This window comes from Pseudomonas sp. CH235 (genome assembly GCF_004368175.1).
Taxonomy (GTDB): Bacteria; Pseudomonadota; Gammaproteobacteria; order Pseudomonadales; family Pseudomonadaceae; genus Aquipseudomonas; species Aquipseudomonas paraglycinae.
The window spans coordinates 14,731-41,593 of record NZ_RRZJ01000029.1; the positions used below are offsets into that span (position 1 = coordinate 14,731).

The following is a 26,863-nucleotide window of genomic DNA, read 5'->3' on the forward strand; positions in this document are numbered from 1 at the left end:
TACTCCGCTTGGGCTTGTTATTGATGGAAAGCGTCGCGTGCAAAACCCCTTTCGGGGCGTTCCGTCGCCCTGTTCCTGATTCTCGGGCAGAGGAAACAGGGTGACAGGTGGGTGAAGCTGGACGAGACACTCAGGTCACATTCACCTTCCATGAATGGGCATCTGCAAAAACGACTGCCCGGCGCCGCTCGCGGGGCCATGGCAATGCCTTTACGGGTGCTCATCCGTTGCGCAGCTTAATGGGTGCGACAATGTGTCTGCTTGCGGTGCTGCGACATATTCGGTCATTGGCACGTAAACCAAGGCCTGCGCATCGGTAAACACTAGCATTCATGGGGCGGAACGCCGGTCTGAATGCCCGTTTTTACGGTACAGGCGTGCCAGGAATGACCATTGACCTGTGTCGCGTTCACGACACATCCTCTGACACTCTCACATGCAGAAATTCCCGGGGGCTGGCAGAATCGCGCCCAATTGCGACCAACAAGCCCGCCGAGGCAGGAATTCCCCATGCAAATGACCACCGCCCTTTTGATCGTCAACCCGTGCGACGACGAAGAAGACAACATGGCCATGCTCTGCTGCCACAGCGACAAGGGCGACATGTTCCTGATGAGCCGCTACCCGGACGAGGACGAGCTGGAGATCACGCTGGATGGCGAGCCGTCGACCCTTGATGGCGTCAAGGTCACTTTGACCAAAACTCTGTTGAAGATCGAAATCGCTGCAGCCGATGCCGATGCGTTGAACGGGGATGATGTGCTGGAAATCACTTTCAATCCGGACATGGTGGATCTGGCTGAGGTCGAGGAAACCCTGAAGAACATTCTTGATGGTACTGGCACCTATATCAGCCAGATTTGATGGCATCTGGGCCGGCCCTTTCGCGAGCGAAAGGGCCCGAAAGAACACCGCACCTACCCCACCCTACAAAATTCCAACAAATCCCCCGGTCATTTCCCGCACTTTGCGCAAAATGCCGTTAGTCGCCACCCCCTGCGATGGATTAAAGTAACGCCCCCAGCCCCGGCGTTATCCGAACGCCTGTGGCCTCCCTTTCCAGGAACAGTCATCGATGGAACATCGTGAAGCGCTGCTGGCGCTGCGAACCTTTCTTTCAACGCAGATTCTCGGCCAGGAAAAACTCATCGAGCGCTTGCTCATCGCCCTGCTCGCCGACGGCCACATGCTGGTCGAGGGCGCTCCGGGTCTGGCCAAGACCAAAGCGATCAAAGAGCTCGCCGAGGGCATCGAAGCCCAATTCCATCGCATTCAGTTCACCCCGGACCTGCTGCCCGCCGACATCACCGGCACCGAGATCTATCGCCCGGAAACCGGCAGCTTCGTGTTCCAGCAAGGCCCGATCTTCCACAACCTGGTGCTGGCGGACGAAATCAACCGTGCCCCGGCCAAGGTGCAATCAGCCTTGCTCGAAGCCATGGCCGAACGTCAGGTCAGCGTCGGGCGCAGCACTTACGAGCTGTCGCCGCTGTTTCTGGTGATGGCCACGCAGAACCCGATCGAGCAGGAAGGCACCTATCCGTTGCCCGAAGCCCAGCTCGACCGCTTCCTGATGCACGTGAAAATGGGCTTCCCGGATGCCGCCGTCGAGCGTCGGATCCTGCAACAGGCCCGGGGCGAAGCCCTGAACGGCGAAACCAAGCCCGAACGCCGGGTCAGCCAGCAGGCGATCTTCGCCGCGCGCAAGGAAATCCTCGGTCTGTACATGGCGGACGCCGTGGAGGAATACCTCGTGCAACTGGTCATGGCCACGCGCAACCCGGCCAAGTTCGACCCGGAAATGGCCGAGTGGATTGCCTACGGCGCGAGCCCGCGCGGCTCGATCGCCCTCGACCGCTGCGCCCGCGCCCACGCCTGGCTGGCCGGTCGCGACTTCGTCAGCCCGGAAGACATCCAGGCGGTGCTGTTCGACGTGTTGCGTCACCGCATCATTCTGTCGTTTGAAGCCGAAGCCGCTGGCATCGATCAGGATCGCGTGGTGCAACGGATTCTCGACGTCGTAGCCGTCGCTTGACCCCGATGAACGCCTCCCTGCCGTCCGAACCGGGCATCCGCATCAGCCTCGCCGAGTTGATCGAGATGCGTCACCGCGTGCGCGAAGTGCAGCTGTTTTCGACGCCGAGCCAGCGCAGCCCGCTGATCGGCCTGCATCACTCGAAATTCCGTGGTCGCGGCGTCGACTTCGACCAGGTGCGGGTCTATCAGGCCGGCGACGACGTGCGCACCATCGACTGGCGCGTCACCGCGCGGACTCAGGAACCGCACACCAAACTGTTCCATGAAGAGCGCGAACGGCCGATTTTCATCATGGTCGAGCAAAGCACGCGGCTGTTCTTCGGCTCCGGGCTGATGTTCAAGTCGGTGCTCGCGGCGCAGGCGGCGGCGCTGATCGGCTGGGCTGCGCTGGGTCACAACGACCGGGTGGGCGGACTGGTGTTCGGCGACAACGAGCATTACGAAATCAAACCGCGCCGCAGCAAGCAGAGCCTGTTGCAACTGCTCAACCGCTTGGTGAAGGTCAATCAGTCGCTGCACAGCGAGCGGGAGCCGGATCGCGATGCGTTTGGCGTAGCGTTGCGCCGGGCCCGTGAAGTGCTGCGACCGGGCAGTCTGGTGATCGTGATCTGCGACGAGCGCGCACTGTCCGACAGCGCCGAGCAGCAATTGAGCCTGTTGTCGCGCCATTGCGATCTGTTGATGCTGCCGCTGTCCGATCCGCTGGATCACGCCCTGCCCGCCGCCGGCCTGCTGAGATTCGCCGAACGTGGCGCGCAGCTGGAACTCGACACCCTCAATTTCGATCTGCGCCAGACCTACCGCGCCCAGGCCGAAGCGCGGATCGCTCGCTGGGAATTGCTCGCGCAGAAGCTGCGAGTGCTGTTGATGCCACTGAGCACCCAGAGCGAAATGGTTGAGCAGATGCGCGAGTTCCTGAACCCGCAACGTCCGGGGAAAGGTCGATGAGCGGCCTCGAACAACTGCAACCGCTGATCTCCCCGCCACCGATTGCCTTCTGGCCGCCGGCGCCGGGCTGGTGGCTGCTGCTTTTACTGTTGCCGGTAATCGGTTTCGTGATCTGGCGGCTGCGACGTTTCATTCCGATCAAGAAAAAACCGGTCGTGCGCGCCGAACTGCCGCTCGATCCGGTGCGTATCGCCGCACTCGCCGAACTGGCGCAGATGCCCAAACCCTACGATGGCGCCCCGGCCGGGGCCTGGCTGCAGCAGCTCAACGGCCTGCTCAAGCGCCTGTGCCGCAACCACTATCCCTACAGCCAGAGCCACACCCTCAACGGCCGCAAATGGCTGGCGTTTCTCGACAACCGTTGCCCTGCCGCCGGTCTGACCCGCTGGATGGTGCTCGTCGAAGGCGCCTACAAACCCGAGTGCAAGCTCGACGACAAAGCCATCGCCGGCCTGACCCAGGCAGTCGACACCTGGATCCGCAAACATGTTTGAGTTCGCCTGGCCGTGGATCTTTGTGCTGTTGCCGCTGCCGTGGCTGATGCGCCTTGTGCTGCCGGTGGCCGACAGCGGCGAGCCGGCGTTGAAAGTGAGTTTCCTGGGTGACCTGGAAGGCCTCGCTCGCCGTCGCGCCCGGGCCAATCTGCCGGCGTGGCGCCAGCAGGCCCCGTTTCTGTTGTTGTGGCTGATGTTGCTGACCGCTGCCGCCCGCCCGCAATGGCTCGGCGAACCGCTGCCGATTGCCGCCAGTGGACGTGATCTGCTGGTGGCGGTGGACGTGTCCGGCTCGATGGATTTCCCGGACATGCAATGGAACGACGAGGACGTCAGTCGCCTGTCGCTGGTCCAGCATTTGCTCGGTGACTTCCTGGAAAGCCGCGACGGCGACCGGGTCGGTTTGATCCTGTTTGGCAGCCAGGCTTACCTGCAAGCACCGCTGACGTTTGACCGGCGCACCGTTCGGGTCTGGCTCGATGAAGCGCGGATCGGCATCGCCGGCAAGAACACCGCGATTGGCGACGCCATCGGCCTGGCCCTGAAGCGCCTGCGCATGCGTCCGGCCCAGAGCCGGGTGCTGATTCTGGTCACCGACGGCGCCAACAATGGCGGCGAAATCGACCCGCTGACCGCCGCAAAACTGGCCGCCAGCGAAGGCGTGAAAATCTATCCGATCGGTATCGGTGCCGATCCCGAAGAAAGCGGCGCCACGGCGTTGCTCGGCGGCAACCCGACCCTCGATCTCGACGAACCGGCACTCAAGGCCATCGCCGAAGTCACCGGAGGCCAGTACTTCCGCGCTCGCGACGGCCAGCAACTGCAAGCGATCAAGGACACCCTCGACCAGCTCGAACCGGTGACTCAGCAACCTACCCAGGCCCGTCCGGCGCAGGCGTTGTATCAGTGGCCGCTGGCATTCGCGCTGCTGCTGAGTATTTTGCTGGTGGCCCGTGTGTTGTGGCCGGACAACCCGCTGCAACGGCTGTTCACCAAGGAACTGTATCTGCAAAGCCCCCTGCCTGACTGGCGCGAGCGCCTCAAGCGTTTGCGTTTGCGGAGGCGCCGATGATCGCTCTCTGGCCGCACTGGTTCCGTCCCTGGTGGCTGTTGCTGCTGCCGGCGCTCGGCTGGCTGATCTGGCAGCTCTGGCACCGACAGAAACGCGCCGGTCGCTGGCAGATGATTCTGACGCCGGCCTTTCACGCCACGCTGCTCAGTGGCGGCAGCGGTCGCGACAGCAAACTGCCGTGGGTCGCCCTGAGCGTGGCCTGGCTGCTGACGATTCTGGCGTTGCTCGGGCCGAGCTGGGAGCGGGTCGAACAGACCAGCCAGAAACCCGCCGATCCGCTGGTGGTGGTGCTGGAACTGACCCCGGAAATGCTCGCCACCGATTCGCCGCCGACGCGGCTGGAACAGGCCCGGCGCAAGCTGTTCGACTTGCTGAAAGTGCGCAGCGATGCCCAGACCGCCATCGTCGTTTACGCCGGCAGCGCCCATACGCTGGTGCCGCTGTCGGATGACCTGGCGACCAGTCGCAACCTGCTCGACGCACTCAAGCCTTCGCTGATGCCGGAAAGCGGCCATCGCGCCGATCTGGCAGTGAGCAAGGCGCTGGCGCTGCTCAAGCAGGGCGCGTTGGGTCAGGGGCGGATTCTGCTGATTGGCTCTTCGCTGTCGGAAGAGGAGCGCCAAGGCATTCTTCATGCGCTGAGCGGCCAATCGGCGCAATTGTTGATGCTTGGTGTCGGCACCGCCGAGGGCGCGCCGATTGCTCAGGAGGACGGCAGTTTCCTCAAGGATGAACAAGGCGCGATCCGGGTGCCGCAACTCGACAGCCCGGGCCTCGGTGCCTTCCTCAACGCAGTCGGCGGCGAGTACCGCAGCGCACGGCTGGATGAATCCGATCTGGGCGACCTCGGCCTGCTCGATGGCCCGCGCAGCCTGCGCGACGATGGCCAGACCGTGCGCCTCGACACCTGGGCCGATCAGGGTTACTGGCTGCTGTTGCCGCTGTTGTTGCTCGCCGCGTGCGCAGGGCGGCGTGGCTGGCTGTTCTGCCTGCCGTTGCTGCTCGCGTTGCCGCAACCGAGCTATGCCTTCGACTTCGAAGACCTGTGGCTGCGTCCCGATCAGCAAGGCCTGCATCTGCTCAAACAGAAGCGCCCGGCCGAGGCGGCGAAGCATTTCGAAGATCCGCAATGGCAAGGGGTGGCGTTGTACGAGGCCGGCGACTACAGTGGCGCCGCTCAGCGTTTCGCCGAGGGCAACGACGCCCACGCCCACTACAATCGTGGCAATGCCCTGGCCAGAAGCGGCGAGCTGGAAGCGGCGCTGGACGCCTACGAGCAGGCCCTGGAACGTCAGCCGGATCTGCGTCCGGCGCTGACCAACAAGGCGCTGGTGGAAAACCTGCTGAAACAGAAAAACGCCCCGCCGCCGGCCGAACCGCAAGACAAACCGGCGCAGCCAAACCTACCGGGCGATGAACCACCGCCAACGACCGCTCCGCCGCCAGCGGTCAAAAGCGAAACCCAGAGCGAACCGCAAACCGGTGAGTCCGCCAGCGAACCGCCACCGACCACCCCGCCGCTGCCGGGTGCCAACGAGTTGCCGGACAGCGAACCGGGCGAGAAACAGAACACTGCGCCGCTGCTGCGCCCCAATGAGGACACCCTCGAAGGCGAGCAACAGCAGGCGCTGGAACAGTGGCTGGGCAAGATCCCGGATGATCCGGGCGAACTGCTGCGACGCAAATTCTGGTACGAACAGCAACAACATCAGGATCAGGAAAACATTCGATGACCCGTTTCACCGCTCTCTTGCTGCCCCTGCTGATCTGCACGGCCACCGCCCAGGCGGCCGAGCTGACGGCCAGTGTGGATCGCAGTCGCCTGAACTCCGGCGAGACGGTCGAACTCACCCTCGAGTCCAACGATGTCACGCAGTTCGGCAAACCGGATCTGAGCCCGCTGGAACCCCTGTTCGAAGTGCGCGGCACGCGTCAGGTCAACCAGTTGAACACACTCAACGGTGACAACCGCGCCACCACGCGCTGGATCATCACGTTGCTGCCCAAGCAGAACGGCAGCGTGGAAATCCCGCCGCTGAAACTGGGCGACGTCGAGAGCCAGCCCATCACCGTGCAAGTGATCGAGAGCGACACTCGCGAAGAGAGCAGCGCCCGCGAACCGGTGTTCATCGAAGCCAGCCTCGACCAGACCAGCGTCTACGTGCAGGCCCAGGCCATCCTGACGTTGCGCATCTACCATTCGGTGTCGCTGTACGACGACAGCAGCCTGACGCCGTTGCAGATCGCCGATGCGCGCATCGAGCAACTGGGCGACATGCGCACCTACGAAAAAGACATCAACGGTGTGCGCCATGGCGTGATCGAGATGCGCTATGCGATCTATCCGCAGCACAGCGGCTTGCTGAGCATCGCCCCGCAAACCTTCAGCGCCACACTGGTCGATACCCAGCCATCGCAGGATGCCTCAGCACAGGGGCCGAAGCCGGGCAAACTGATGCGCGTCAGCTCCAGCGCCACGTCGCTGACGGTCAAACCGAAACCGATGACCTACCCCAGCGATGCGCCGTGGCTGCCGGCCCGCAGCCTGAGCCTGAGCGAGAGCTGGAACCCGGAGCCGGAACATACCCAGGTCGGCGACTCCCTGACCCGCAGCCTGACCCTCAAGGTCGAAGGCCTGGCCAGCTCGCAGCTGCCCGCCCTGCCCGCCACCGAGGCCAATGGCCTGCGCCGCTACCCGGATCAACCGGTGCTGAACAACCAGAGCAGCGACCGCGGCCTGATCGGCAGCCGAGAAGAACGCGAAGCGCTGGTGCCGAGCCGCAGCGGTTCGATCGAGTTGCCAACGGTGGACGTGGTCTGGTGGAACACCTTCGAAGATCACCTGGAACACACCAGCCTGCCGGCGCGCACCCTGCAAGTGGCGAACAACCCGAGCCTGCAAGTCGACACCCCGCCGGGCAACGCACTACCGCTCAGCGCGGCCGACAGCGAAGCCTTGTGGTGGTGGAAACTCAGCACCTTCGTTTTCGCCTGCACCACCCTGCTCGGCTTCGGCCTCTGGTGGCGTGCCCGCTGGCAGCCGGCAATCCTGCGCGCCGCGCAAACCGGCCCGAGCCCCCGCACCCTGCTCGACGACATCAAACGCGCCAGCCAGGCCAACGACCCCCACGCCACCCGCCAGGCCCTCGACGCCTGGGCCCGCCAGCAACCGGAAACCCTGGCGGATATGGCGGCGCGTTTTGTGCCGCTGTCGGATGCGCTCGATGGTTTGAACGGCGCGCTGTACAGCGAGACGGGGCAGCATTGGCAGGGTGAGGATTTGTGGCGGGCGATCCGTACGATTCCAACGGCGGAGCGGGTGCAGGATCCGGTTGGGGACAGTGGGTTGCCGCCGCTTTATCCGAAGTAGCTCAGTAAAAAATAAAAAAGGGGCGGATTTATTAATCAAATAAATCCGCCCCTTTTTCTGCTTGTGCTTTGCTGCTCTCAAGAAGTGGTCAGATTTATTTACAACAGTAAGCAATAAATAAATCCGTCCTTCCTTTCCACCTCGCACCTTTCACCCATCAGCAAAGTCTTTCACACGAGCCAGGTTCTTGTAAATCCATCGCGCCGACAGAACCAATGCCAATGGAATCCCGACACACTTGAATACCAACCTGAAATCAGGCTCGAAAAAAACATATAGCGCCGCCATCAACAGTGAAACCACTACAAGAGAAAGCAGCAAAGACACCATGAACACAAACCAGACGACACACAACAAAACGACCGATCTGGCGAATATATTTCTACTTGCCACTATTTAGTTCCTTATAAAAGTCAGACGCCTTTCCAGTCACACCATACAGATACATACCCAGAGCGCTCCCGAAAGGAAAAGTCTTACCAAAAACAGGCACGACGAAATTATTATCAAATTTTTCCACTGTCACACCGAATAGCGACTTGGTGTTCTTTAGTCCGTCCGACGATATTCTCAAAGGTACTTTTACGAACCCCGACCCTGCACTGAAGAACAGATCCGCACCGCTGTATGCAGCAGATCCATACTCACCTCCAAAGTATGAAAATGCGTCCTTTACAGGATTATATCGGAAGGGCTCATCACCAAAGATGTGGTTATAAAAACCGCTACTGCCTTCTACAGCGTTACCTGCTCCAATCGTCGCCATAGGCCCTCCAAAGGCGCAACCTGCAACAGTGGCGCACAGACTGAAACCCGATACCACGGTTCCCACCCCGAGACCCGCCTGAAGAGCATCGGCTCCCAGAGGAAAGGCATCACGCGTTGCAAAATCCGAGACTGAATCAAAATAAGTATAGTCAAACAAACCCCTGTCACGCTGTGCATCAGCCCAGGTCAACTCATTGCTGAGCCCGGCCATATCAGCCTCCGTGAGGTAATTTGCACGATACTCGGCACTCCCCCTTTCATACTGGGCCCAGCACCGGATCATGTAGCAAGTCGCTTTATCGAGGTTTTCCTTTTTGAAGTCGCCCTTACTGGCCTCTTCTTCCTTGGCATGCTCTTCCTCCTCATGCCCTTGACGATTGAACGCCGTTGCGTATTTGGCAATGTCCGCCCCAAGCTGTACATCACCTCCGACGGCAGTCGCCGCCAGAATACCGGTCAATTGAGAAGCCATTAGTTCAAGTTGCTTGTCGCCCTTGGTCATTCCATCAAGAATTCCACTCAACGCTTCATTGGCGCCTGCTGCTGCCGCACCCGTTTTGAAATCTCCCCCAGTGATTTGAGCCAGCAACCCTCCCATCAGTGTATGGGCCAGTACTTTTTCGAAACTGCCTGTTGGATATTTCACGTAATCGCCGACAAAGTTGAACCCGGTTGCCATGGCGACGTTATTGGCTTGCGATGCAATCGCTGTCATCAGGTTTTGACCAAGGCTACCGCCATTGATGAGGGTGCTTACTCCGGCCTGTGTCGCGCTTTGGGCCAAAGAATACTTGATGTAGTCACCAATGCCGCTCAACTTTCCGAGATCGAATCCTTTCGTGATTCCTGCTGTGGGATTGGTCGATGCACCAAACGCCTCATCCAGATACCCGGAAGTGATGCCCGCTGTCAGGGCGGATGTAGCGTAGCCCTTCAGACTCTGGGTACTGGTGACATCTTTTACGACCGCGCCCAGATTGCCTTTATTGTTGATGGCGCTCACCGTCGCCGAGCCGGCCATCGAGGTCATTACGCTGGTTGCCATAACGTTCCCCCAGCCCGCTGCCATGGTCGCCGATCCCGCAGCCATTGCCGAGCCCGAGCCAGCTGTCGCACCCGCCATTGTGCCCGCCAGACCACTTGCCGCTCCGGCGGTCAATACGGTCATGACGATAATGATTGCCAGCATCGCGCCCTGACCCAGGCTCGAATTGCTGTATTTGAACGATTCGTGGGTTTCCTTGATCAGTTGCCAGTCCACGTCACCCCGTTGCTCGGCATCCTTGAGCCACGCAAGTTTCGGATCCGCCTTGACCATCGCATCAATGGCTTCGCTTACGGTTTGCTGGTTGACCTGTCTGACATCGATTTTCAGCCCGTCAACCGCATGGATTGCCAGCTTTCCTGCGGCCGTCATCTGGGTCTGTTTCAACGTCTCATCGGTGCTGCCTTTACCCGACATGGACGTCCAGGCCTGACTGGAACTGCTCTTCTCGTGGCTTTCCTGATGCAGATCCTTCACACCTTCGAACGTGACTGAGCCGCCACTGTTGATCGTGAGATCGCCACCACTTTGCAGATTCGCAGCCTGGTAACGCTGATCCCCACCGCTTGCCAAAACCATGTTGGAGCCAGACGTGATTTCACTACCGATATGAGTGACCTGAGTCACCTCATCGCGCTTGGTTTGTTTGGACCCGAATGAGCCTTTCTTCTTCTTGTCATACAACGAGTAGTCAGTGTCCTGCGCGGCAAGAATGTCCAGTCGGTCTCCGGCAACCAAGTACGCCTCGTCACCGGCGCTGATGCGACTGGAGATCACCGCCATGTCATCACCTGCACTCATTGCAACACTGCCACCAGCCTTGATATCGCTCATGACCTGGCTGACGTGATCTTCCTGCTTTGTAAGTTTCTTGCTCTTCGACAGGGAGTGCTCCTCATCTGCGGCCGAACTGATCGTCAAGTCACCGGTCGCGGCCATCGCGACATTGCGTTCAGCGTCAATCTTGCTGGCAACGACTGTTATGTCGCGGCCGGAGCGCATGGATACATCGCGACCCGAGTCCAGTTCCGAACCCAACTGAGTGACATTGCTGCTGTTGTGCCGACTGTCGTAATAGACGCTGTTCGCCACCTGCGCTGACGTCACGTTGATGTCGCGAGCTGCGTTGAACGTCATGTCCCGGCCACTCTGCATGACTGCGCCTTTAACATTGATGTCCTGGCCTGCCATTACCGTCAGATCATTGGCCGCTTCAATTCTTGCTGCGCTGTCGGCGAAGTCATGACTTTGAGAGGCGAGGCGGGTGTTATTGGTCTGGGTCGTAATGGTTCGCTCGTTAAGTACGTCTCCACGAATCGCTGTCACGTTTACATCCCGCCCGGTGATGATGCCGCCGGATTTGTTGACGACATCATTGCCCGCCAGAACATCCAGGCGATTTCCCGCCTCAATCACTCCGCTGTTGACAACGTCGTTACCGGCGATAGCCATCAAATCATTCGTCGCCTTCAACGTCCCGACGTTATCCAGATTCCCGCCGGCAATCAGCGTCACGTCCTTACCGGAAATCAACGCACCGGTCGGGCCGAGACGGCCGTTGGCCTGGGCCAGGTACAGCACCGGCACCAGCACTTTTTCACCGTTCACTTCGTGCTCTTCGAGCCAGACGATATCGTGGGTCAGCGCCGCCACCTGTTCGGCAGTGAGGCCCACGCCCATCGACAGGTTGAGGGCGTCCTTGCTGGCGATGGCGTTGTCCATCAGGTAGCGGAACATGTCCTCGTTGTTGCTTCGGCCATCGATGAAGGCCTGGCCGGTGCGCGCGGTCACGGCTTGCTGCACCAGACGCTGCTCGAAGAGTCCGTCACCGAGACGCTTGGCGCTCTGGTCCGGGTCGTAACCGAGTTTGCCGAGCAGGTAGTCCGAACTCATGAAGGACTTGAGATCGGTCAGCGCCGGGTTGGTTTCGATCAGGTATTTGTGGCCGTTCGCCGGGGCCTTGGTGTCTGGCAGGCCCGTCACGCGGGTGACCGGGCGACTGTCGATCGACTCCCGGGCGTCATTGCCACGTCCGCCCCTGCCGGGACCGGCCGGATTCACCGGAACGTTCACATCCAGCGTGCTGGCGACCGCTTTGACCATGGTCGGGTCGCGTCGAAAGGTATCGACGGCGCGCGTGCTGTCAGAGACCGGTGCAGGAGCATCGACCAGCAAATTGCGCGGACCGCCGCTGGTGCCTGCGACCAGATGCTGCTCGGCCTTGACCGACTCGCCGGTCATTGTCCAGGTGGGCGATGGACCTGTAGCGACTACAGGAGAAAGGTCACTGCCCCCCTGGGTGCTCAGACGGAAAAGACCTTTGTCGCCTACCGGCAAGGAGAAGCCCGGCAAGGTCAGTGGATTGACCTGCTGCTGGGCCAGCTCCGGTGGCAACTGGCTGTTGATCCTGATGACCGCTATGCCGGTGTTGCCAACCCGAGTGTCTGCGACTTTGTTGGTACCGCCAGTAGCGCCGTAATCCTGGTGGATGACGCTGTTCTCCACGTCCTTGACGGCGGTGATCGAAACGTTGCCACCGGCCTGAATGACAGCATTGCGGCTTGTACCTGTGCTCGCTGCACCTGTGCTGTCAACAGCGACTTCAGTGACGGACTCAGGTTTGTACTGAGTCAACTGAGCGGGCAGTTCGACCAGATTATTCTTGTCATAAAGAGATGGCGTTGTGGATTCAAAGCCATAGTTCAAACCAGGCAGTGCGATGTTATAGCCACGTAACGCACTGACCGTTGCGCCTGTCTCACTGTCCTTGAGACCCACCACGTTGTACCACTCGCCGTCCCGGTTCCCTTCTCTGACACGACCGGATGTCGGAATGGCTTTACGGATAGCACCCGCCGGATCGATGTAATACACATACGGGAAATCAGGATTGTTGCGCTGGTTGTAAGGCATTACGACGCTTTCGAAAAACCGTGGAGTATCGCCCGCTCCCATGGTCAGGACGTAAGTGCTTGTACGTTCGATGGTGCCGCTCTTGGCACCAATGTTTTTGAGGCTGTCGGCCGTGATGCTGATATTGCCGCCGGCAGCCACGGTGCTTTTGCTGTTAAGAAAAGTCCCGCCCTGGAAAACGAAGTCCTTGCCTACATTCAATACGGCAGAGGCGCTGGTATCAGTGTCAGTACTTTGATAAAGCTCATGAGCCGAAAGCGTGAAAACGAATGTCCCGCCGCGGCAGTCGTTGCAAATATTGGCAATGTAGCCAGAGACCAGTTTGCGGTCACCCGACATCACTGGGCCTTCGGAGCGGTTTTCGAAGACATCGGCATTCATCGTGAACGCGCCACCGCTCTCCATGGAACCGGAGATGTTGTAGACGCCTGCCGCCCTCGCTGCACCGCCGTAACCACCGACAACAACATTACCCAGACCGTAGAAATCACCATGCTGGTTGGTCAGATTGCCAACACTGAGCGTCATGTCCTTGCCGCTGAAGATCAACCCGCGGTCATTGAGCAATGAAGGGGTGTTGATGTTCAGGTTCTGCGCCGCACCCAACGTGCCGTAGTTGGCGACACTGCCGGCGTTCACGGTCAGATCTTCACTGGAGGTGATGCGGCCCGAGTTGACGAGCGATCCACCGGTACTGATCGTCGACGATCCGCCAGCGGCGATGCTGCCGGCACCACCGATGTTGACTTGCGCTGCACTCAGGTTGAGACCACGCTGACTCGACATACGCCCGTTGCCGCCATAGGCGCCGGTCAGTTGCATATGAATCAGGCCATCACTGGCGAGCAGTCCGTCGTTGGTCCAGTTGCCCCCACGTATCTGCAGAAGATCGGAGGCCAGCAGCTTGCCGCTGGCGCTCTGGCTGAACTGGCGGACGTTCACGTTCAATCGCCCGGCCTGAATCACGCTGGAGTTGTTCCAGGTGTCGGCCGTCAAATCCAGAAGGCCGCCGGTGGTAATGCTGCCGCCGGCACCGATCACGTTGGTCGTGGAGAGATCGAACTTGCCGCGACCGACGTGGTTGAGCTGCCCGCCACCGTTGAGGAAGCTGCCGACGGCCAGGGTCATGTCGGTGTTCGCGGTTTCCAGCACGCCATTGCGGTTATCCAGCAGGCCGCCGATCTGGAATTCGGTCTTGCCAGAGGTGCCCAGCGAACGCAGTCGGCCACTCTGGTTATTGACGCTGGCCGCTTTGACGGTCAGTCGGGTGTTGCTTTCAATGACACCCGCGCCGTTAATCAGCGCACCACTCAAGCCAAAATCGATGCGCTCGGCGGCGATCTGCCCGGCACCGTTGTCCAGACTCGTGCCGCTTACGCCAACCAGCCCTTTGGCGTAGATCACGCCATTACGGTTATCGAATGCAGCGGTGGTGATGTTCGCGTCGGCGCCTTGCGCCGAGATGCGCCCGCCATTGTTGTTCAGGCCGGCCAGTGCCGACAGTTTCAGGCCCTGAGCCTGAATGACGCCGCCCTGGCGATTGTTGTTCAGGTCGAAGCCATTGCGCAGGACACCGACGGTACGTGCCTCGAGGGCACCCTTGATGCTGGACAGAATCCCGCCGCGGTTATCGATGCTGGCCGCACCGACCGTCACGTCGCCTTCCTGAGCGATGATTTTTCCGCTCTGGTTATCGAGATCGCCAGTAACGTCGAGCGTCAGGCCGGTCTGGCTCTGGATCGAACCTTTGCCGTTGGCCAGGCTCGCCGCCTTGAGTTGCAGGCTGCCGGTCTGGCTGTAGATCAAGCCGTCGGCATCGTTGCGCACGGCGGCGCTGGCGGTGATCAACAAGCCATCCTTGGCCGCAATGGTGCCTTTGCTACCGTTGTCCAGCGAGCCGGTCAGCAGTTGCAGCGAACCTTGACTGGCGAGCTGGCCGTTGCGGTTGCTCAGATCGCTGACGCCTTTGATCACGACCGGACCGGTGCCCGCCAGTTTGCCGGCGTTGTTGTTCAGCTGTCCCGACAGGTTCAGGTTGATCGCGCCGTTGGCCGCGAATTTGCCCCCGCTGTTATCCAGGCTCGTAGCGTTGGCAGTGAGCGCCTGGAGCGCGTTGATAGAACCACCGACGTTGGTCAGTGCAGTGCTGGTGATGTCCAGTGCGGCGCCACTGTCGATCAGGCCGCCCTGATTGTTGTTGAGTGCGCCTTTGAGCGTGAGGGTCTGCCCTGCCGCACTGCTGAGGATGCCTTTGTCGCTGTTGTCGAGGCTGCCGGCATTGACGGTCAGACTGCCTTGCGAAACCAGAGCGCCGTTACCGCTGTTGAGCAGAGCGCCCTTGAGATCGACCGACACGTCACCGTTGCGGCTTGAGAGCGTGCCGTTGGCGCGGTTGTCCAGACTGTCACCACTGACGTTCAACTGCTGCCAGCCCGAGAGCAAGCCATTCTGGTTGGTCAGGGTGGTGCCGCTGAGCTTCAGTTTCTCGCCGCTGATGATCTTGCCGGCATTGTTGTTCAACGCCCGGGCAATGACGTCGAAACCCAGGCTGCTGGAGATTTCACCGCCCTGGTTGTTCAGGTCGCGCAGGCGCTTGAGGGTCAACGGCCCCTTGGCCGTCAACAAACCATTGGTGTTGTCGAGGTCGCCATTGGCCAGATCCACGGTAACGGCTTTGTCGCCCAGCAGGCGCCCGCCGTTCTGGGTCAGGGAGGTCAAGGTCAGGTCGATGTCGCCGCCGGCAGAGACTTCGCCGCCATCGCTGGAGTCCAGCGCTGTCGCCGTCAGGGACAGACTGCCCTGGCTGTTGATCAAGCCTTTGTCGCGGTTGTTCAGGGCCATGGCATTGAGCGTGACGCCGCCGATGCCCTGCAAAACACCGCCCTGGTTGTTCAGGTCGGCGCTGCGAATACGCAACGCTTGCGCCGCACTCACCAGGCCGTCGCTGTCGTTGCGCAGCAGGCCATCGACAGTCAGGTCAAGATCACCGCGGCTGACCAGACTGCCGCCACTGCTGTTCAGACTGCCGGCACGGGCATCGATCGATGCCGCACCGATCATGCCTTTGACGTTGTCCAGTGCCTGGGCGATGCGCAGCGTCAGGCTCTGGGTGCTCAGCAATTTGCCATTGCTGTTGTCCAGATTTTGCGCCGCCACGGTAAAGGCTTCACCGCTGGAAATTTCTCCGCCCTGGTTGTTCACGCCATTGAGCTGCTTGAGCAGCAACGTACCGGGGGCATTGATCAAGCCATTCTGGTTATTGAGCTGGCCATTGTTCATGTCCAGGCTCAGGCGAGTGTTGCTGAAAAGCTTGCCGCCCTGTTGCTCAAGCCCTGTGACCGACGCCGTCAAAGCGCCCTGGCTACCAATCTGCCCGCCATCGCGGTTGGTGACCTTTCCCGCGACAAGGTTCAGGGTGTCGGCGCTGCTGAGCTTGCCGGTGCTGTTGTCGAAGTCGCCTGTGGTGACGCTGGCCGCGCCCTTGGCGCTGAGTGTGCCTGCCTGACGGTTGTCGAGGCGGGTGCTGCCGAGCACCAGCGCCCCATCGGTGACCACCGCCCCGCCCTGGTTATCAACGCTGCCGCGACTCTCGATTGTCAGGTCCGCAGCGCTGGAAAGGCTGCCCTTGATGTTGGTCAGTTGCGAGGTTTTGACCGTCAGGGCGCTTTCGCTGCTGACCTTGCCCTGGCTGTTGTCGAATGCACCGCTCAGCGTCAGAGCCATGGCCTGCTGACTGAGCAACTCGCCACCACTGTTGTCCAGTGAATCGCCGTGCAGGTCGAGCGAAGTGCTGGCACTGATCAGGCCCTTGTTGCGGTTGATCAGTTGCTCAACGGTCAGCGTCAACGATTGGCCGGTGAAGATCTTGCCGGCGTCACTGTTGTCGAGTTTTTTGCCAATCACCTGCAGGTCGCTGTTGGTGCTGATTTCACCGCCGCGGTTATCCACGTCGTCGACGTTCAAGGTCATCGCCTTGGTCGAGCCGAGCAGTCCGCCCTGACGGTTGTCGAGCAGGTCGGCATCGATTTTGAGGACGCCGGTGGCGATCAACTGGCCGTCCTGGTTATCGAGCTTTTTCGCCTGTACGGTGGCATCCGACTTGCCGGCGATGCTGCCGCCACGGTTGTCCAGCGTCTGCGCCGTCAGTTCGAGTTTGCCGTCGGCAATCACCGTACCGAGCTGGTTATCCAGGGTGTTGTCGGTCGTCAGCGTCAGTGGGCCACGGCTGCTGATCAAGCCTTCATTGTTGTCGAGGCTGGCGCTGTGACTGTCCAGCGATGCCCCGGAAATAACGCCTTTGGCGTTGTTCAGCGCCTGCGCAATGCGTACGGTCAAGCCTTGCTGACTCAGCAGTTTACCGTTGCTGTTGTCCAGGTCATGGGCGGTCAGTGCGAAGGCTTGCTGGCTGGAGATTTCGCCGCCCTGGTTGTTCACGCCATTGAGTTGCTTGAGCAGCAATTCGCCGGGCGCATTGATCAAACCGTTCTGGTTGTTCAACTGGCCGTTGTTCAAATCAAGACTCAGGCTGGTCTTGCTGAACAGTTCACCGCCCTGCTGATCGAGGCCGGTGACCGACATGGTCATGGCTTGCTGACTGGCGATGCGGCCTGCAGCGTTGTTCACCTGCCCCGCCGTGAAGTCCAGCGTTCCACCGCTGATCAGGCGCCCGCCCTGACTGTTGTCGACATCGCCGCTGTCGATCCGGCTGTTGTCCTTGCCGGAGATCAGACCGCTGTGACTGTTGTCGAGACTGGCGCTCTTGAGTTTCAGAGTGCTGTCGGTGCTGATGGAGCCACCCTGATTGAGCAGCGCGCCAAGACTGGTCAACGCCAGGGCGCCGGCGCTGGTCAGGTTGCCGGCATTGTTATCGACACGGCCGGCATTGATGGTCAACGTGCCTTCGCTGCTGATGAGCCCCTGGCCGTTGAGCAGTGCATCGTCCAGTGTGATGACCAGGCCCTTCAAGCTATCGAACGAGCCACCGGTGTTATCCAGCGTGCTGCCGGTCAGTTTCGTCGCACCACTGGCGACGATCATGCCTTTGCTCTGGTTGATCAACCGGGCAACCGCCAGTTCCAGATCGCTGGCTGCGAGAACCTTGCCACCGTCGCTGTTGTCCAGCCGCTGGCCCTTGATGTTGAGCAACAGGCTGCCAGATAGCTCGCCCGCCCGGTTATCGATGTCATCGACCGCGAGAGTCAGCGCTTTTTTTGTGCCGATCAGCCCGCCGTTACGGTTGTCGAGTGTGGTGCCGGTCAGGCTCAGGTTGCCCTGTGCGACCAGTGCGCCGCCCTGCTGTTGCAGCAGGCCTATGGTCGCGGTCAAGTCGCCCTGGCTGGAGATCCGCCCTTTGGCGTTCTGCACCTCGCCAGCCTTGATACCCACCGGGCCGACAGCACTGACCAGGCCACTGCTGTTGTCCAGGCGCGTGCCTGCGTATGTGATGCCAGCCTTGCCGATGATCAGACCGTTGTCGCGGTTATCCAGTCGATCGACGTTCAGCGTCAGTTGCCCGTCGCCTTGCAGCGCGCCGCCACGGTTGTCTGCCGAATCACTGCGCAGTGCCAGCGTTCCTTTGCCGATGACTTTGCCGTCACGGTTGTCGAGATGACCGGCCTGCGCGTCAATGGCGCCCTTGGCAGTGATTTCGCCCTTGTTGCGGTTGTCGAGCAGACCGCTGACCCGCACCACAAGACCGCCATCGCTGACCACGACCCCGGCGTCGCGGTTATCGAGACTACCGGCCTTGAGATCGAGAGCAACGCCGGAACCGAGCATGCCGTCGCGATTGTCCAGCGCGGCACTGAGATCAATGTTAAGCCCCAGATCACCCAGGATTTGGCCGCCGAGGTTGTTGACGGAGGTTCCGCTGAGTCGAGTGATACCGGAACTCGAAACCTGGCCGTTGCTGTTGTTCAACTGACCGATCGTGGCCGTCAGGTTACCCTTTGCGTCGATCAAACCTTGGCTGTTGAGCACTTGACTGGCGGTCACGTTCAGCGCGCCTTTGCTCAGCACACGCCCGTCATTCTGGTTGTCCAGTGTCCCTGCAACGATGCTTGCGATCTGCGCAGCGCTCAGCGTGCCGCCCTGGTTACTCAGCACCTGCGCGGCATTCACCGCCAGATTGCGGCTGGCCACCAGGCTCTTGCCACGGTTGTCGATGTTTTGCGCGCTCAGGCTCAGATCACCATTGGCATTGCGACTGCCATCAGCATTGACCCCGGCTTCAATGGCCCCGGCGTTGGTCAACTGACCGCCCGCACTGAGGCTGATGCTGTCCCGCGCCGCGAGAGTCTGTCGGTTGGTCAGATCGCCCTGAGTCTGTACGTTCAGCGAGGTGCCGGCGTAGACCGCCGAGCGGGTCTCCAGGCTGGCGGCCTTGACGTTGACCGCGCCGGTGGCCGAGGTTTCGGCCAGGCTGAGCTGGCCGTTGGCGTCGAGCTGGATGTCACCGCCGCTGGCGATCAGTTTGCCGTCGAGTTTCACCCCGACCCCGGCTTCGGTGCCGACCAGTTTGATCGCACCGGCGTACATCCCGCCCAGCGCCGAAGAGTCAATGGCCAGTTGCGGTTTGGCGCTGCCGTCGTCAGCGCGGGCCGTGGCGTTGAGGTTGTTGGCGTTGACGTCGTTGCGCCCGGCAACGATGGTCAGGTTTTTCGCCTGGATCTCGGCGTTGATCTTCGCCGAGCGGGTGATGATTTCGAAGCGGTCGACATTGGTTGCGTTAAGCCCCGCGCCCTCGATGGCGACGCTGCCCTGATCGACCTGGAAACGGTCGAGGCGACCGCTGCCATCCAGCACCGGTTTGCCGGTGGTGAGGGTGACGCGGGGCGTGTTGATGAAACCGCAACCGTTGCAACTGATGCCGTACGGGTTGGCGACGATCACCCGCGCCGACTGCCCCGCCACTTCGGTGTAGCCGCGCAATTGGCTCGGGCTGCCACCGATGACTTCGTTGAGGATCGCCTGTGCCGAACCACTGTTTTTCAGGTGCGGGTTGTCAATGATGTAGCCGCCCAATTGAGTGGACGAAGCCTGGTTGGAGCCGTTGTTGAGGATTACGCCCTGCGCCCCGACGTTGTAGTCATGAAACTGGTTGTGCGACAGACCGCTGCCATTGGGCGTGGCGATGTTGATGATCTGCACCCCATTGCCGGCGCGATCGAGAGTGGTGCCAGGGTTGGCCACCACGATGCCGTCGGCCTGGGCCCACATCGGCTGCCAGAACATGACGTTGGCCAGCAAAAACGCCAGTCCGCGCTTGGGCATACCGCAGAACTGATCACGGCTTTTTACGGCGGCAGATGGCAGGCGAGCGAGAAAGGAGAACTGACGAACGTCCATGTAAAGGTCTCAATGCACAGGCAGGATGGGCGATTTGAAGGCAGGCGCGACGATCCCGACGGGGTTGCGGATGGCGCCCGTCAGAGCAAAATCGGATAGGGAGAAAGTTGCGCAAGGCGATCAAGCGTTGCCCGGACGATCACGGCAAAAGCCATGAACGCCTGTTCGTTCCCTCGTAGCGGCACACTGATATCAAATTAATGGCGCGATATTAGATGGCCACTATTTTGGCGTCAATTATTGGATGCGACGACCCGGCGTTGCCGACGAACGGTCATCATGCCGTCAAATACCCTTCAACTGACGTCCCCGGGCAGGGTCAGCGCCTCCTGGCGCAATAATCTGTAAACTCTCCCCTCTTTCGCCGCCCCTCTCATCCCGGTGGCCATCACTTCTTTATATTGCGGAGTCAGCCTTGCGTCTGTTTCACACCTCCGACTGGCACCTTGGGCAGAACCTGCACGGCCAGGAACGCGATTTCGAGCACGCCTGTTTTCTCGAGTGGCTGCTGCGCCAATTGAAGCTGGCGCAGCCGGACGTGCTGCTGATTGCCGGCGACATCTTCGACACGGTCAATCCACCGGTCAAAGCCCAGGAACGCCTCTACGACTTCATCGTCAGCGCCCATGAACAGCAGCCGTTGCTGACCATCGTGATGATCGCCGGCAACCACGATTCCGGTTCGCGGATCGAACTGCCCGCGCCGTTGATGCGGCGTTTGCGTACCCATGCGCTGGGCAGGGTGTTGTGGCTGGATGACGGGCAACTGGATGCGGAGCGTCTGTTGTTGCCGCTGCCGAATGCGTCCGGCGAGATTGCCGCGTGGTGCCTGGCGCTGCCGTTCCTGCGGCCTGCCGAAGTGACCGGCGCGCATCTCGGCGACAACTACCTGCGCGGCATAGGTCAGGTGCATGAATGGCTGATCGAAGCAGCGAATGCCAAGCGCCAACCGGGCCAGGCACTGGTCGCCATCAGCCACGCGCACATGGCCGGTGGTTCGGTATCGGAAGACTCCGAGCGCAGCCTGATCATCGGCAACGCCGAAGCCCTGCCCGCCAGCCTGTTCGGGCCGAGCATCAGCTATGTCGCCCTCGGCCATTTGCACAAGCCGCAGAAGGTCAACGGTGAAGAACGGATTCGCTACAGCGGTTCACCGATCCCGTTGTCATTTTCGGAAATCAGCTATCAGCATCAGGTGCTCGACGTCGTTCTGGACGGCGAAACCCTGGTCAGCGTCGAGCCAATGCTGATCCCCCGCTCCGTCAATCTGCAGCGTCTCGGCCCTGCGCCGCTGGCGGAAATCCTGCTGCAACTGGCGGACCTGCCGAACATCGACCTGCTGGCCGAAACCCAGCGCCAGCCGTGGCTGGAAGTGCGGGTGCGCCTCGACGAACCGCAGCCGGATCTGCGCCATCAGGTCGAAAGCGCCCTGCAAGGCAAGGCTGTGCGACTGGTGCGAATTGCCGCCGAATACGCCGGCAACCGGGGCGCTGACGGCGCCGAGGACGGCAGCGCGCTGATCGAACTGGACCAGCTCACGCCGCAGGAATTGTTCAGCCGCGCCTGGCTCGACAACTACGGCAGCGAGGTCGATGAGCAAACCCTCAAGGACTTCGCCGAGCTGCTGCAAGACGTCCAGATGGAGGGCGAGCAGCCATGAAGATTCTCGCCATTCGTTTGAAGAACCTCGCTTCGCTGGCCGGCCCGTTCGAGATCGACTTCACCGCCGAACCGCTGGCCAGCGCCGGACTGTTTGCGATCACCGGCCCGACCGGCGCCGGCAAAAGTACCTTGCTCGATGCGCTGTGTCTGGCGCTATTCGGCGCCGTGCCGCGTCTGAACAACACCGGGCGTGACGCCAAGGTGCCGGACGCCGACGGCGAAATCGCCACTGGCGACCCGCGCACCCTGCTGCGTCGCGGCACGGGTGAAGGTTTTGCCGAGGTGGATTTTGTCGGCGTCGATGGCCGTCGCTATCGCGCGCGCTGGGAAGCCAACCGCGCTCGGGAAAAGGCCGGCGGCAAGTTGCAGGCCAGCCGTCAGAGCCTGCGCGACATCGATCAGGATCAACTGCTCGCCAGCCAGAAAGGCGAGTACAAGACTCAGCTTGAAGCCGCGCTGGGCCTGAACTTCGAACAATTCACCCGCGCCGTGCTGCTGGCCCAGAGCGAATTCAGTGCGTTCCTCAAAGCCGACGACAACGACCGCAGCGAACTGCTGGAAAAACTCACCGATACCGCGCTCTACACCCGCCTCGGCCGCCGCGCATTCGACAAGACCAAGGAGGCCCGCGAAGCCCACAAGCAGTTGCAGGATCAGGCTACCGGCGTGACCCCGCTGGCCCCCGAGGCTCGCGCAGAACTCGACGAGCGCTTCAAAGCCGCCCAGCAACAACTCAAGTTGCAGCAGGCGCAGCTCAAACAAATCGAGCAGCAGCACGACCGGCTCAAGGAACTGCTGCGGCTGCAAGACTCGCAACAGGCTGCCGCCGAACAACTGCGCAGCGCCGAGCACGAAAGGGAGTCGCTGGCCGGTGAGCGTCTGAAGCTCACCCGCCTCGAACAACTTGCCCCGCAACGGCACCAGTTCGCCCGCAAAACCGAACTTGATACCCAGCTGACGCCACTCGCTGCACAGATCCACGCGCATACCCAGCAACATAGCGAGCTGACCGAGCGCCAGACGCGACTGGAACAGGATCTCGCCGCAGCGCAGATCGCCCTGACCCAGGCGCAAACGCAGCTGAGCGAAAGCGCGCCGCTGTTGCGCCAGGCTTTCGAGGAGCAAAGCACCCTCGCCCGCCTTGCCAAGGATGTCGCAACCGGCACCGAAGCGAAGCAAGCCGCTGAGCAAGCCTGCGCCCAGGGCCAGGGCACAATCCAGACCCTGCTCGATCAGCAGAAACAGGTCGCCGAACGCTTGCAACGTATCGCCGCCGATCTCGAGCAAAGCGCTCACTTGGCACCGTTGAGCGAAGCGTGGAATGCCTATCGCGACCGCTTGCAGCAACTGATGCTGATCGGCAATCGGTTGAACAAGGGCCAAAGCGAACTCGCTTCCCTCGAAGAAAACGCCACTCGCGCCACCGAAGCGCTCGCCACGCAAAAGCAGCAGCTGGAAGTATTGTTCAAGGAGGCTGGCGCAGAGCCGGACGCCGTTGCCGAGCAGATCGGCATCCTCGGCAATCTCTTGCAGGACAACCGCAAGCAACTGCGCGCCATCGAAGACCTGACGCGCCTGTGGGCCAGTCAGCAGGAGCTGGACAAGCGCAGTGCCGAGCTGCAACAGCGTCAGCTCGATGCGCAACAGGAGCGCGAGCGCCTGACCCAGGACGGGGTGAAAACCAAGTCCGAGCTGACCGTCGCCGAACAGACTCTCAGTGTTACCCGTGAATTGCTCGAACGTCAGCGTCTGGCCCGCAGTGCCAGTGTCGAAGAGTTGCGCGCGCAGTTGCAAGACGACCAGCCGTGCCCGGTTTGTGGCAGCAACGAGCATCCGTATCACCAGCCGGAAGCCCTGCTGCAGAGCCTCGGCCGTCACGACGAAAGCGAGCAGGCCAGCGCGCAGCAAGCCGTCGATCAACTGAAGGAAAAACTCACCGAGCTGCGCGCCAGCGTCGGTGGCGTGATTGCCCAACAGAAAGAGTTGCTGCAACAGCAGGAACAACTGGCTGCTCAGCAACAATCGCTGACGCCGAGCATCGAGGCGCATTCGCTGGCTGCGTCGTTGCTGAATCAGGACAGTGACAAGCGCGCCGCGTGGCTGACTCGCCAGAACGATCAACTGAACCAGAGCATCACCCAGGACGAACAGCGCCAGACCGCCCTGCTCACGTTGCAACAGGATGCGGCGCGTCTGACCCAGCAATTGCGTCAGGCCGAGACGGCGCACCAGCAAGCGTCGCAGCACCTGAGCAATCAGCAGCGCGAGCTGAGTGCTGATCGCCAGCGTCTGGATGAAGAACTGGCGGCCTTCGCCACACTGCTGCCGAGCGACACCCTCGAAGCCCTGCGCGCCGAACCGGCCGCGACCTTCATGCAGCTTGACCGGCAGATTGCCGAACGTCTGGCGCAAGTCGATCAGCAAAAGGAAGAAATGGCCGAACAGCAACAACGCCAGCAGACGCTTGAGAAAGAACAGGATCGCCAACAGGGCCGTGCGCAGCAGCTGCAAAACGCTGAACAGCAGCTCAACGCGCTGACCGGGCAACAACAGGCAAGCCAAGAAAAGCTTGGGCAATTGCTGGGCGATCACACCTGCGCCGAGCATTGGCAGCAGCAACTGGAACAGGCGGTAGAACAGGCGCGCCACGCCGAATCCACGACGACTCAGGCGCTGCAGGACGCGCGTACGCAGCTCGTGCAAATCGCCGCCGAACTGAAAGCGCAGCAAGAGCGTCTGCAAGCGCTGGAAAGCGAAGACCGCGATCTGGCCGGCAAGATTGCCGACTGGCGCGCACGCCATCCGGAGCTGGATGACGGTGGCCTCGAAGACCTGCTGCGGGTCGATGACGCGCAAGTCGATGAACTGCGCCAGCGCTTGCAGCGCAACGAAAAAGCCGTTGAACAGGCCAAGGTGTTGTTGCAGGAACGCGATCAGCGCCTGCGCGATCATCAGGCCCAGCACAACGGCAATCTGGATGCCGAACAACTCGCCAGCGCCCTCGCCGACCTGCAAAACCAGTGCACGGCCAGCGAACAGCAATGCGCCGAACTGCGCGCCGAGCAGGCCGAAGACCAGCGCCGCCAGAACGCCAATCAGGCGCTCGCGCAGCAGATCGCCGACGCCTATGCCGAGTATCAGCGCTGGGCGCGGCTCAATGCGCTGATCGGCTCGGCCACCGGCGACACCTTCCGCAAGATCGCCCAGGCCTACAACCTCGACCTGCTGGTGCATCACGCCAACGTGCAGCTGCGGCAACTGGTCAAGCGCTATCGCCTCAAGCGTGGCGGCAGCATGCTCGGCCTGCTGGTGATGGACACCGAAATGGGCGACGAACTGCGCTCGGTGCATTCGCTGTCCGGTGGCGAAACCTTCCTGGTGTCGCTGGCCCTCGCCCTGGGTCTGGCCTCGATGGCGTCGAGCACGTTGAAGATCGAATCGCTGTTCATCGACGAAGGTTTTGGCAGCCTCGACCCCGAATCCCTGCAACTGGCCATGGACGCCCTCGACGGCTTGCAGGCTCAGGGCCGCAAGGTCGCGGTGATTTCCCACGTGCAGGAAATGCACGAGCGGATCCCGGTGCAGATTCAGGTACAGCGCCAGGGCAACGGTTTGAGCACACTGGAGGTGAAATGAACACGCTGTATTCCTTCCGCCGCTGCCCGTACGCGATGCGGGCGCGGATGGCCCTGCGTTATTCGGGTGTGCCGGTGGAGATCGTTGAAGTCAGCCTGAAAGCCAAACCGGCCCAGATGCTGGCGATCTCGCCCAAGGGCACGGTGCCGGTGCTGGATGCGGACGGTCAGGTGATCGATGAAAGTCTGGAGATCATGCGCTGGGCGCTGGCGCAGAACGATCCGGATGAGTGGTTGCTGGGGGGCGATTCAAGGATCGCCAAGTTGATCGAAGCCAACGATCAAGTGTTCAAGGTTCACTTGAATCGCTACAAGTACGCCGAGCGTTATCCGGAACAGCCGATGGAGGTTTATCGGGCGGAAGGTGCTCTGTTCTTGCAGAAACTGGATGAGTTGCTCGAGGGTCGCGAATACTTGCTGACCAATCATCCGAGCCTGGCCGATATCGCGCTGTTGCCGTTCGTTCGCCAGTTCGCTCACGTGGATCGTGACTGGTTTGCGCAGACGCCTTACGTGCGGTTGCAGACCTGGTTGCAGCGGTTTCTGGAGTCGGAGCTGTTCACCGGCATCATGAAAAAGTAGGCGCGTTACGCCAGCACTTCACACATGCCGATGGCCGAGCAATCCACTTCGAACGGACCGAGAAATCCGCTGGGGGTTTTCACCGGCGGATTGCCGGCCAGCAGCCCCAGCGCATTGGCCCGTTCGATGTTATGCGCGATGTTGTGGTTGGCCTCTATGGCCCGGGCCAGTCCACCGACCGAGCCCTGACCGAATCCCAAAAGCGAAGCGCCGTTGGTCATGAACGCCAGCCCGGCGATGACCCAGAGTCTGTAGCCTTTCATGCTCCGCCGACTCCCGCGAGTTCAGCTGAATCCACCGTCGCGTTTTGCGAGCGGAGTTCGAACTGGATGCCGGGATGTGCAACGTCGATTGGTGCTTCGAAGCTGTGTTGCGACTGCGACGCCAGACTGACAAACAGCACCATGACCAGGTACAGACCGATGGCCACGTAGGCGCCGCGTTTGGCGGAAGTGATGATTGAACTGGCCATGATGTGTGCTCCGTGGACAATGTTTCGAGGTCCACAGAATCGATCAAAAAAGCCGGGGTAACCACTCAGGGTTTTCCATAGTAACCATCAGCTTCGTTGATTATTTAGCCGGTCTATCTCGCTGTTTGAAAATAGCTATCGTCGGTCGTTGCGCAGGCAAAAAACTGCCCAAGGCTGCGATCTTTTGATTTTGCTTTTTGAGAAACAAGATCAAAGGATCGCAGCCTTGGGCAGTTCCAGGGTGTGACGGAAATTTCAGTGTTGAGCTTTGTGATCCAGCGCGGCGTAGAAGTTGGCGCTTTGTTGCAGGTATTTCTGGGTGTAGCTCTGGGTGTGGGATTTTTTGTCGCTGATTTCAACGTTTGCACTGGCTGGCAGAGCCACAGTGGCGGAGATGGCGGAAGCGGCGATGATCGAGAAGAGATTGAAGTTCATGGCGGTAACCCTCGTGTTCAGTTGGCTTGCTTGCCCGGTTGGGCCGTGAAGCAAACTTAACGCTCGAGGGTCGATCGCCTGAA

Annotated in this window: 14 protein-coding genes; 10 read left to right on the top strand and 4 right to left on the bottom strand. The window is 60.9% G+C overall.

Annotated features, from left to right (window positions below; all coding sequences use genetic code 11):
* Positions 1-510 precede the first annotated feature (510 nt).
* From EIY71_RS23285 to EIY71_RS23315, 7 genes are all read left to right on the top strand, one after another.
* A complete protein-coding gene (locus EIY71_RS23285) occupies positions 511-864 on the top strand; it encodes a hypothetical protein (protein WP_003225678.1) in 354 nt (117 codons plus the stop codon).
* Positions 865-1,075: 211 nt separating this feature from the next.
* The gene (locus tag EIY71_RS23290; RefSeq protein WP_011334589.1) at positions 1,076-2,035 is read left to right on the top strand and encodes a MoxR family ATPase; all 960 of its coding nucleotides are present in this window, start codon (positions 1,076-1,078) and stop codon (positions 2,033-2,035) included.
* A 5-nt stretch (positions 2,036-2,040) separates the two neighbouring features.
* The gene (locus EIY71_RS23295) at positions 2,041-2,985 is read left to right on the top strand and encodes a DUF58 domain-containing protein (RefSeq protein ID WP_007959332.1); all 945 of its coding nucleotides are present in this window, start codon (positions 2,041-2,043) and stop codon (positions 2,983-2,985) included.
* Positions 2,982-3,479 carry a DUF4381 domain-containing protein gene (locus EIY71_RS23300; protein ID WP_129974087.1) on the top strand — a complete coding sequence of 166 codons (498 nt, stop codon included), beginning with the start codon at positions 2,982-2,984 and terminating at the stop codon, positions 3,477-3,479. The genes EIY71_RS23295 and EIY71_RS23300 overlap by 4 nt, the downstream gene beginning before the upstream one ends.
* Entirely contained in the window at positions 3,472-4,551 is a 1,080-nt protein-coding gene (locus tag EIY71_RS23305) for a VWA domain-containing protein (protein WP_134023284.1), read from the top strand. Before EIY71_RS23300 ends, EIY71_RS23305 begins: the two co-directional genes overlap by 8 nt.
* On the top strand, positions 4,548-6,284 hold the full coding sequence (locus tag EIY71_RS23310; RefSeq protein WP_134023286.1) for a VWA domain-containing protein: 1,737 nt from the start codon (positions 4,548-4,550) through the stop codon (positions 6,282-6,284). The genes EIY71_RS23305 and EIY71_RS23310 overlap by 4 nt, the downstream gene beginning before the upstream one ends.
* A complete protein-coding gene (locus EIY71_RS23315; RefSeq protein ID WP_134023288.1) occupies positions 6,281-7,921 on the top strand; it encodes a BatD family protein in 1,641 nt (546 codons plus the stop codon). Before EIY71_RS23310 ends, EIY71_RS23315 begins: the two co-directional genes overlap by 4 nt.
* Positions 7,922-8,303: 382 nt before the next feature.
* Here EIY71_RS23315 and EIY71_RS23320 read toward each other — a convergent pair whose 3' ends face one another.
* On the bottom strand, positions 8,304-19,994 hold the full coding sequence (locus EIY71_RS23320; RefSeq protein WP_134023290.1) for a filamentous hemagglutinin N-terminal domain-containing protein: 11,691 nt from the start codon (positions 19,992-19,994) through the stop codon (positions 8,304-8,306).
* Positions 19,995-20,409: 415 nt separating this feature from the next.
* Here EIY71_RS23320 and EIY71_RS23325 point away from each other — a divergent pair, with 415 nt between their 5' ends.
* Genes EIY71_RS23325 through EIY71_RS23335 form a run of 3 tightly spaced genes read left to right on the top strand, consistent with a single transcriptional unit; the run spans position 20,410 to position 25,873 of the window.
* A complete protein-coding gene (locus EIY71_RS23325; RefSeq protein ID WP_007959327.1) occupies positions 20,410-21,654 on the top strand; it encodes an exonuclease SbcCD subunit D C-terminal domain-containing protein in 1,245 nt (414 codons plus the stop codon).
* Positions 21,651-25,292 carry an AAA family ATPase gene (locus tag EIY71_RS23330; protein ID WP_134023292.1) on the top strand — a complete coding sequence of 1,214 codons (3,642 nt, stop codon included), beginning with the start codon at positions 21,651-21,653 and terminating at the stop codon, positions 25,290-25,292. The genes EIY71_RS23325 and EIY71_RS23330 overlap by 4 nt, the downstream gene beginning before the upstream one ends.
* Positions 25,289-25,873: a glutathione S-transferase gene (locus EIY71_RS23335; protein ID WP_085746243.1), complete on the top strand. Its 585-nt coding sequence runs from the start codon at positions 25,289-25,291 to the stop codon at positions 25,871-25,873. Before EIY71_RS23330 ends, EIY71_RS23335 begins: the two co-directional genes overlap by 4 nt.
* 5 nt (positions 25,874-25,878) lie before the next feature.
* On the opposite strand, the gene EIY71_RS23340 is transcribed toward EIY71_RS23335, so the two are convergent.
* The 3 genes from EIY71_RS23340 to EIY71_RS23350 form a co-directional block, all read right to left on the bottom strand.
* Entirely contained in the window at positions 25,879-26,136 is a 258-nt protein-coding gene (locus tag EIY71_RS23340; RefSeq protein WP_085746242.1) for a hypothetical protein, read from the bottom strand.
* Positions 26,133-26,345 carry a hypothetical protein gene (locus EIY71_RS23345; protein WP_085746241.1) on the bottom strand — a complete coding sequence of 71 codons (213 nt, stop codon included), beginning with the start codon at positions 26,343-26,345 and terminating at the stop codon, positions 26,133-26,135. Before EIY71_RS23345 ends, EIY71_RS23340 begins: the two co-directional genes overlap by 4 nt.
* Positions 26,346-26,600: 255 nt before the next feature.
* On the bottom strand, positions 26,601-26,780 hold the full coding sequence (locus EIY71_RS23350) for a hypothetical protein (RefSeq protein WP_011334602.1): 180 nt from the start codon (positions 26,778-26,780) through the stop codon (positions 26,601-26,603).
* Positions 26,781-26,863 lie beyond the last annotated feature (83 nt).

Excerpts from the sequence above, each read along its gene's own strand:
- EIY71_RS23290 (WP_011334589.1), top strand. The coding sequence starts at position 1,076 with ATGGAACATCGTGAAGCGCTGCTGGCGCTGCGAACCTTTCTTTCAACG.
- EIY71_RS23285 (WP_003225678.1), top strand. The coding sequence starts at position 511 with ATGCAAATGACCACCGCCCTTTTGATCGTCAACCCGTGCGACGACGAA.
- EIY71_RS23310 (WP_134023286.1), top strand. The coding sequence starts at position 4,548 with ATGATCGCTCTCTGGCCGCACTGGTTCCGTCCCTGGTGGCTGTTGCTG.
- EIY71_RS23340 (WP_085746242.1), bottom strand. The coding sequence starts at position 26,136 with ATGAAAGGCTACAGACTCTGGGTCATCGCCGGGCTGGCGTTCATGACC.
- EIY71_RS23305 (WP_134023284.1), top strand. The coding sequence starts at position 3,472 with ATGTTTGAGTTCGCCTGGCCGTGGATCTTTGTGCTGTTGCCGCTGCCG.
- EIY71_RS23345 (WP_085746241.1), bottom strand. The coding sequence starts at position 26,345 with ATGGCCAGTTCAATCATCACTTCCGCCAAACGCGGCGCCTACGTGGCC.
- EIY71_RS23320 (WP_134023290.1), bottom strand. The coding sequence starts at position 19,994 with ATGGACGTTCGTCAGTTCTCCTTTCTCGCTCGCCTGCCATCTGCCGCC.
- EIY71_RS23315 (WP_134023288.1), top strand. The coding sequence starts at position 6,281 with ATGACCCGTTTCACCGCTCTCTTGCTGCCCCTGCTGATCTGCACGGCC.
- EIY71_RS23350 (WP_011334602.1), bottom strand. The coding sequence starts at position 26,780 with ATGAACTTCAATCTCTTCTCGATCATCGCCGCTTCCGCCATCTCCGCC.
- EIY71_RS23300 (WP_129974087.1), top strand. The coding sequence starts at position 2,982 with ATGAGCGGCCTCGAACAACTGCAACCGCTGATCTCCCCGCCACCGATT.
- EIY71_RS23295 (WP_007959332.1), top strand. The coding sequence starts at position 2,041 with ATGAACGCCTCCCTGCCGTCCGAACCGGGCATCCGCATCAGCCTCGCC.
- EIY71_RS23335 (WP_085746243.1), top strand. The coding sequence starts at position 25,289 with ATGAACACGCTGTATTCCTTCCGCCGCTGCCCGTACGCGATGCGGGCG.
- EIY71_RS23330 (WP_134023292.1), top strand. The coding sequence starts at position 21,651 with ATGAAGATTCTCGCCATTCGTTTGAAGAACCTCGCTTCGCTGGCCGGC.